This is a genomic window from Sulfitobacter sp. HI0129 (genome assembly GCF_001635395.1).
GTDB lineage: Bacteria > Pseudomonadota > Alphaproteobacteria > Rhodobacterales > Rhodobacteraceae > Sulfitobacter.
On record NZ_LWGH01000513.1, the window covers coordinates 1 to 5987 of the forward strand.

A 5987-nucleotide genomic window follows, 5' to 3' on the forward strand; every position below is an offset into this window, starting at 1 on the left:
GCGCCGCGACCAGGTCTAGAAGCTCGCTGACGTCCTCACTCACCACTCGCAGGTCACCCCCACAATCGGGGCAACAGGAGCCAGGGTCGAGCTCCCGGCGTTCGCGGGGCGTTGCCTCCGACACGCGCGGCCTGCGTCGCGGCTTTGCCTCGGCAACAGGAGCATCGGTCGCAGAAGGCTCATCGTCCTCGATCGGCCCGTCGTGTTGTTCGGCGGCCGCGACCAGCAGATCCTCCAGCGCCAGCTCCAGCTGGGCGATCTCGCGCTCAATCTTTTCCGAAGATTTGCCGAAGGCCTGTTTCTGCAACTTGGCGATCCGCAGGCGCAAGGCCTGAACCAGTTGCTCGTGGGCCTGGAGCGTGGCCGACATGCGTGCATTCTCTGCCTGAAGCGCGGCGATCATCGCCTTCAGGACTGCGGGGTCATCAGAGAGAATGTCGGCATCATCGGACATGCCGACTGATACCATGCGCAGGACGAGGTGGCCAATAAAACAAGGAGATTCAGAGGGATAATCTACCCGACCCGGGCGGGCGGTGCGCCCCAGTTCGGACGCCTCCAGTCGATCCCCTCCCACAGCATCGCCAGCTGGGCGGAGGTCAGCCGTGCCACCCCGGCTTCGGTGTTCGGCCAGGGAAAGCGCCCGCGCTCGAGGACCTTGTAGTAGAGGCAGAAGCCTTGGCCATCCCAGTAGAGCAGTTTCAGACGATCCCCCTTGCGCCCCCGGAACGCGAAGACCGCGCCGCCGGTGGGCTTCTGGCGCAACACGTCCTGAGCCAGGGCCGAAAGGCCGGCAATTCCCTTCCGCATGTCAGTTGCGCCGCAGGCCAAGTAGACGCGAACGCCGGTGCCCGGGCCGATCATGCCGCTTCCACCGCACGGATCAGCCGGGTCAGCGCCTCGCCATCCATGCTGCTGTCAAAACGAAGGCAACGACCATTGGAAAGCCGCAGTTCCACAAGAACAGGCCGAGAGGGTGCAGGGGATTGTGCGGGTTCGGAATACGGCCCGAAATCGACCGGCAGAAAGACCGCGCCCCGATCCGGCGACCAAAGCCCCTTCTTCTTCAGGTCACGACGCCAGCCATAGACCTGCGACCGCGTGAGCTCGTGCCGTTGCGCAACCTGCGTGACCGAGGCCCCGCCAACACCCACCTCGAGCAAGATCTCGAGCTTCTCGTCATCACTCCACCGCCGGCGCCGCTCAACGCCCAGAACCTCGCCCAGCATAGCATCTCCCACTAAGACACGTGCATAACTACGTCTTTATGCACGTGTCTTAGCTCACCCTGCCTTCTTCAGGCAGGCGGCACCAATCGGGCGGTTACGTTCAGATAGTCAGTAACGGCAAAAAAATGGACCGCACTCAGAGGTGCGGTCCAGTTGCGTCACAGGAGGGAGGATCCCGCGTTGAGTCTCAGGCGCCCTCATAAATCGGGAACCTTTCGAGCAGCTGCGCCACATCCGCCCGCACAGACGCTTCCACGGCGTCGTCGCAGCTGCCGTCCGAAGCGTTGATGGTGTCGATGACACGCAGAATGAGCTGCGCAACCTTGGAAATGTCATCTTCCTTCAACCCGCGCGTCGTGACTGCCGGCGTGCCCAGCCGTATGCCACTTGTCACCATTGGCTTTTGCGGGTCGTTCGGGACACCATTCTTGTTGCAGGTAATATTCGCACGCCCCAAAGCGATCTCCACCGCCTTGCCGGTCAGGGCTTTCGGTCTGAGATCGACGAGCATCAGGTGCGAATCTGTGCCGCCGGAAACGATATCTACGCCGCCTGCCTTAAGGTCGCCGGCCAGCCGTTTGGCGTTGTCGAGCACTTGTTGGATGTAGACCTTGAAGTCTGGGCGCAAAGCTTCCCCGAAGGCTACGGCCTTCGCCGCGATCACATGCATCAGTGGCCCACCCTGCAGACCGGGGAAGACGGCAGAGTTAATCTTCTTACCCAGCTCCTCGTCATTCGACAGCACGATGCCTCCGCGCGGTCCACGCAGCGTTTTGTGCGTGGTCGAGGTAACGACATCGGCGTAGGGGAGGGGTGAGGGGTGAAGACCCGCTGCAACGAGCCCCGCGAAATGCGCCATGTCTACCATCAGCTTTGCGCCCACCTTGTCCGCAATGTCCCGGAACGCTTCAAAGTCGGGATGGCGCGAATAGGCGGAATGTCCGGCCAGGATCAGCTTGGGTTTCTCCCGCGTTGCGATGTCCTCGACCATGTTCATGTCGATGATGCCATCGTTGCCCAGCCCGTAGTGAACAGCATTCACGGCTCCGAAAACGGAGCGTTGAAATGAGCGATCTCTTCTGGCTGACCGACGCGCAGATGGCACGTCTGGCCCGTTTCTTTCCCAAGTCTCACGGTAAGCCTCGGGTCGACGACAGACGCGTGCTGAGTGGGATTATCTTCATCAACCGCAATGGCTTACGCTGGCGAGATGCGCCTTCCGCCTATGGTCCACACAAGACGCTTTACAGCCGCTGGAAGCGATGGAGCGAAAAGGGGATCTTCGCGCGGATGATGGTCGGGCTAGCGGCGGCACACGGCGAAGAGACGACCGTGATGATCGATGCGACATTGCTGAAGGCCCACCGAACGGCGACCAGCATGGCCGTCAAAAATGGGGGCGTGGCCGCCTGATCGGGCGAACCAAAGGCGGCATGAACACTAAACTTCACGCCATCTGTGACAGTCAGGGACGACCGATCGACCTGTTCGTCACTGCGGGACAGGTGAGCGATTACATCGGCGCACGGGCCCTGCTCAGCGGCCTGCCAAACTTCAAATGGCTGCTCGGTGATCGCGACTATGATGCCGACTGGCTCCGAAAAGCATTGCAGGACAAGGGCATACGCGCCTGCATCCCCGGTCGAAAACAGCGGAAGACGCCGGTCAAATACGATAAGCGACGCCACAAGCGGCGCAACCGGATCGAGATCATGTTCGGCAGGCTAAAGGACTGGAGGCGCGTCGCGACCCGCTATGACCGATGCCCAAAGGTGCTCCTCTCAGCCATCGCCCTCGCGGCTGTCGTCATCTATTGGTTATGAATCCTGACCCCAATGCCAGCAACGATAGCTGCTGTTATTTGGCGGGATGGCAGTTCACCCCGTCGGCCGCCATCGGATGGCTCAAGGACACGGTGGGCGGCATATGCTGTGCCGCCCACCTCTCGTTGCTTGTCAGTTGGCGACGCAGGTGAAGCTCTCTGCGCTCGACGGATCTCCTTCCCCATCGTACTCGGCATAGAGCGGGTACGGACACAGAGGACGCGAAAGATTCTTGCCGCCAAAATAGTCCGGGTTGGACACCGTGGCTTCAAGCCGTTCGATGGGAAGATCGTCCTCGACCCAAGCCATCAGCGGGGTCAGCAGGTCGACATCGTCTGTTGCCGGACCTCCCTGGCAATGGTTCATCCCGGGGATAATAAATAGCCGCGCAAAGTCCGCTGCCTGACCATCGGCTGTCTCGTTGACGGCATTCCAGTACTTGATCGTATCAAGTGCGGAAAATGCTGCGTCTGCCGCTCCGTGATAGATCACGAGCTTTCCGCCGCGGGATGCGAAATCGGAAAGGTCCGGCGAATCCGCGTTACCAAGTTCGGCCGACGAGACGGGGTAAAGATCGGTAGTCGCATAGGCGAGCGCCGGCGTCTCGTCTATGTTGAAGTTCATCTCGAACCGCACATATTCATCCGGGCGCAGAGGCACCGGTGGGGTCTGCCAGAGCATTGCGTGTTGCGGAGTGCTGAGGGTCACTTTGCGGGCATTGTTTTGGTCGCTGTCATAGGAACCGAACCACCACGACCGGAATCCGTCATTCACGCTGTCGCCGATCCGCCCGCCGATACCGGGATCCCAGGGATGGCCGGGATACAGCCTTGTCCCGTCTGATGTCACGGGTCCGGCCATCCCGGCGACAAAGGCGTCGATCTGATCCTCCAGCAGGCAACCTTCTTCCTTTGCACCAGAACAAGTAAGTGCTCTCAGTCGCGGAAGCACTGTAACAGTCGTACAGGCCTCAATATTATTGGACATCCGGTCCTCCAACCCGTCCAGCGCATCGCAGGCACCAACAACCGCGTCAGCGATCAGTTGAACGTCGTTGTCCGAATAAAGCTTGTTCAGCAGCGGGATTCCGTCAGGCCCCAACTGGTTCCGCGTTTCCGCCAGGTTCCCAAAGATTCTGAGCAGAAACGGCGCATAGGCTGCCGAGTATGAGAAGTGGATCCCCGGTGCACCGGCCGCAATACCATCATACAGATCGGGATAGCGCTGCGTCATCAGCATAGCTTCGCGTCCGCCTTCCGAACAACCGATGAAATAGGACTTTTCAGGTGCAGCACCATAATATTTCTCGACAATTGCCTTCCCTACACGTGTCACAATATCATAGGACATGTAGCCGAAATCAAGCCGCGCCTGCGGATCCATGCCGAATGCGGAGCGCCCCGAGGCATTGCTGTCGGAGTTGGTGTCATTGTCATGGCCTGAATCTGTTGTCACGACCGCAAAGCCACGCTCAAGAGCAGAATCCTCTTGGTTGAGCCCCGTCGGCCCCATGGCGTCTTTCAATGCGCCGTTCGAGCCGCCGCCCCCCTCCATGTAGAAGCGGCCATTCCAGTCCTGCGGCAACCTGAGTCGAAACTTGATCGAATAATGTTGCCCGTCCACAGGGCTGATCCGATCATTGATCGCACCGACAATTTCACAATGCGCCGGCATACCCTTATCTCCGGCATGCTCTGCAATTTCGATCAGGCGAAAACCTTGGACATCCGCTGGAAGCTCAGTCTCCGTGAGATTCGCCGCGTCAAAGCAAGATAGAAACTGATTGGGAAAATCTCCGGCGACAGCGGCATCGGCATGATCCACACCCGTCAAGAAGAAACCGCTCGCGATTGCTGCAAGGGCCGTAGTTGATCTGATAATTGGCATTTACTCTCCTCCATTTTGTCACTCCTGCGCACCCCGGAATCGCTTCAACAAATCAAACGCACTCGCACAGCGGGCGGCGAATGCCCTTAATTGCTCCAGCAACCCTCTACCGAAACGCATCCTCCGTCGCGTCGCCGGTAGATCCTGGCTCTTCGCCGTTTTAGGTAGCTTCATTCTCAAAAAAACCGATGTTCGTTAATCGAACAATATCCGAGCTTCGCGCTTTTGGATTGTTAGCCGTAAAACCTATGCTGTCAAGCGTGGGAATGACGGGCACGTGCCGCGGCGGCGATACTGGGGTGATGCGGACAACCTCCAGATCGTGGAGGGGAGCTTTGTCGGGCGACGTGAGGTGGCGGTAACGACACGTCGGCATGGTATCGCGCTTCCTGCTGACTATGTGGCGGCGGCAGTATCGGAAGGGCGAGCTTTACGCCGCGACGCCACCTACGTTTGTCCCGCTGAAGGCCCACCGACCGGCGACCAGCGTGGCCGTAAAAAAGGGGGCGTGGCCGCCTGATCGGGCGAACCAATGGCTGCTCGGTGATCGCGGCCATGATGCCGACTGGCTCCGAAAAGCATTGCAGGACAAGGGTATACGCGCCTGCATCCCCGGTCGAAAACAGCGGAAGACGCCGGTCAAATACGATAAGCGTCCGATTGGTGCCGCCTGCCTGAAGAAGGCTGGGTGAGCTAAGACACGTGCATAAAGACGTAGTTATGCACGTGTCTTAGTGGGAGATGCTATACTGGGCGAGGTTCGGGCCGTATTCCGAACCCGCACAATCCCCTGCACCCTCTCGGCCTGTTCTTGTGGAACTGCGGCTTTCCAATGGTCGTTGCCTTCGTTTTGACAGCAGCATGGATGGCGAGGCGCTGACCCGGCTGATCCGTGCGGTGGAAGCGGCATGATCGGCCCGGGCACCGGCGTTCGCGTCTACTTGGCCTGCGGCGCAACTGACATGCGGAAGGGAATTGCCGGCCTTTCGGCCCTGGCTCAGGACGTGTTGCGCCAGAAGCCCACCGGCGGCGCGGTCTTCGCGTTCCG

General features: G+C 59.8%; 5 protein-coding genes and 3 pseudogenes. 3 read left to right on the forward strand and 5 right to left on the reverse strand.

Annotated elements, in window-relative coordinates; translation table 11 throughout:
- The 4 genes and pseudogenes from A3764_RS14010 to glyA form a co-directional block, all read right to left on the reverse strand.
- A pseudogene (locus A3764_RS14010) lies at positions 1 to 454 on the reverse strand (IS66 family transposase); the annotation flags it as partial.
- Positions 455 to 516: 62 nt separating this feature from the next.
- On the reverse strand, positions 517 to 864 hold the full coding sequence (tnpB, locus tag A3764_RS14015) for an IS66 family insertion sequence element accessory protein TnpB (RefSeq protein WP_067951684.1): 348 nt from the start codon (positions 862 to 864) through the stop codon (positions 517 to 519).
- Entirely contained in the window at positions 861 to 1229 is a 369-nt protein-coding gene (tnpA, locus tag A3764_RS14020) for an IS66-like element accessory protein TnpA (RefSeq protein ID WP_067951685.1), read from the reverse strand. The genes tnpB (A3764_RS14015) and tnpA overlap by 4 nt, the downstream gene beginning before the upstream one ends.
- Before the next feature lie 187 nt (positions 1230 to 1416).
- A pseudogene (gene glyA, locus A3764_RS14025) lies at positions 1417 to 2268 on the reverse strand (serine hydroxymethyltransferase); the annotation flags it as partial.
- Positions 2269 to 2294: 26 nt separating this feature from the next.
- Between glyA and A3764_RS24105 the strand changes: the two are divergent.
- Positions 2295 to 3052 (forward strand): IS5 family transposase gene (locus A3764_RS24105; protein ID WP_150121416.1). Its coding sequence is split into 2 segments (ribosomal slippage): positions 2295 to 2631 and positions 2631 to 3052, totalling 759 coding nucleotides; the frame shifts between segments, so codons are not numbered across the junction.
- Positions 3053 to 3184: 132 nt separating this feature from the next.
- On the opposite strand, the gene A3764_RS14040 is transcribed toward A3764_RS24105, so the two are convergent.
- Entirely contained in the window at positions 3185 to 4939 is a 1755-nt protein-coding gene (locus A3764_RS14040) for a tannase/feruloyl esterase family alpha/beta hydrolase (protein ID WP_067951689.1), read from the reverse strand.
- A gap of 530 nt (positions 4940 to 5469) precedes the next feature.
- Here A3764_RS14040 and A3764_RS24715 point away from each other — a divergent pair.
- Positions 5470 to 5595 (forward strand): annotated as a pseudogene (locus A3764_RS24715) (IS5/IS1182 family transposase); the annotation flags it as partial.
- Positions 5596 to 5847: 252 nt separating this feature from the next.
- On the forward strand, positions 5848 to 5987 hold a 140-nt coding region (tnpB, locus tag A3764_RS26340), incomplete at its 3' end, for an IS66 family insertion sequence element accessory protein TnpB (protein WP_150122187.1).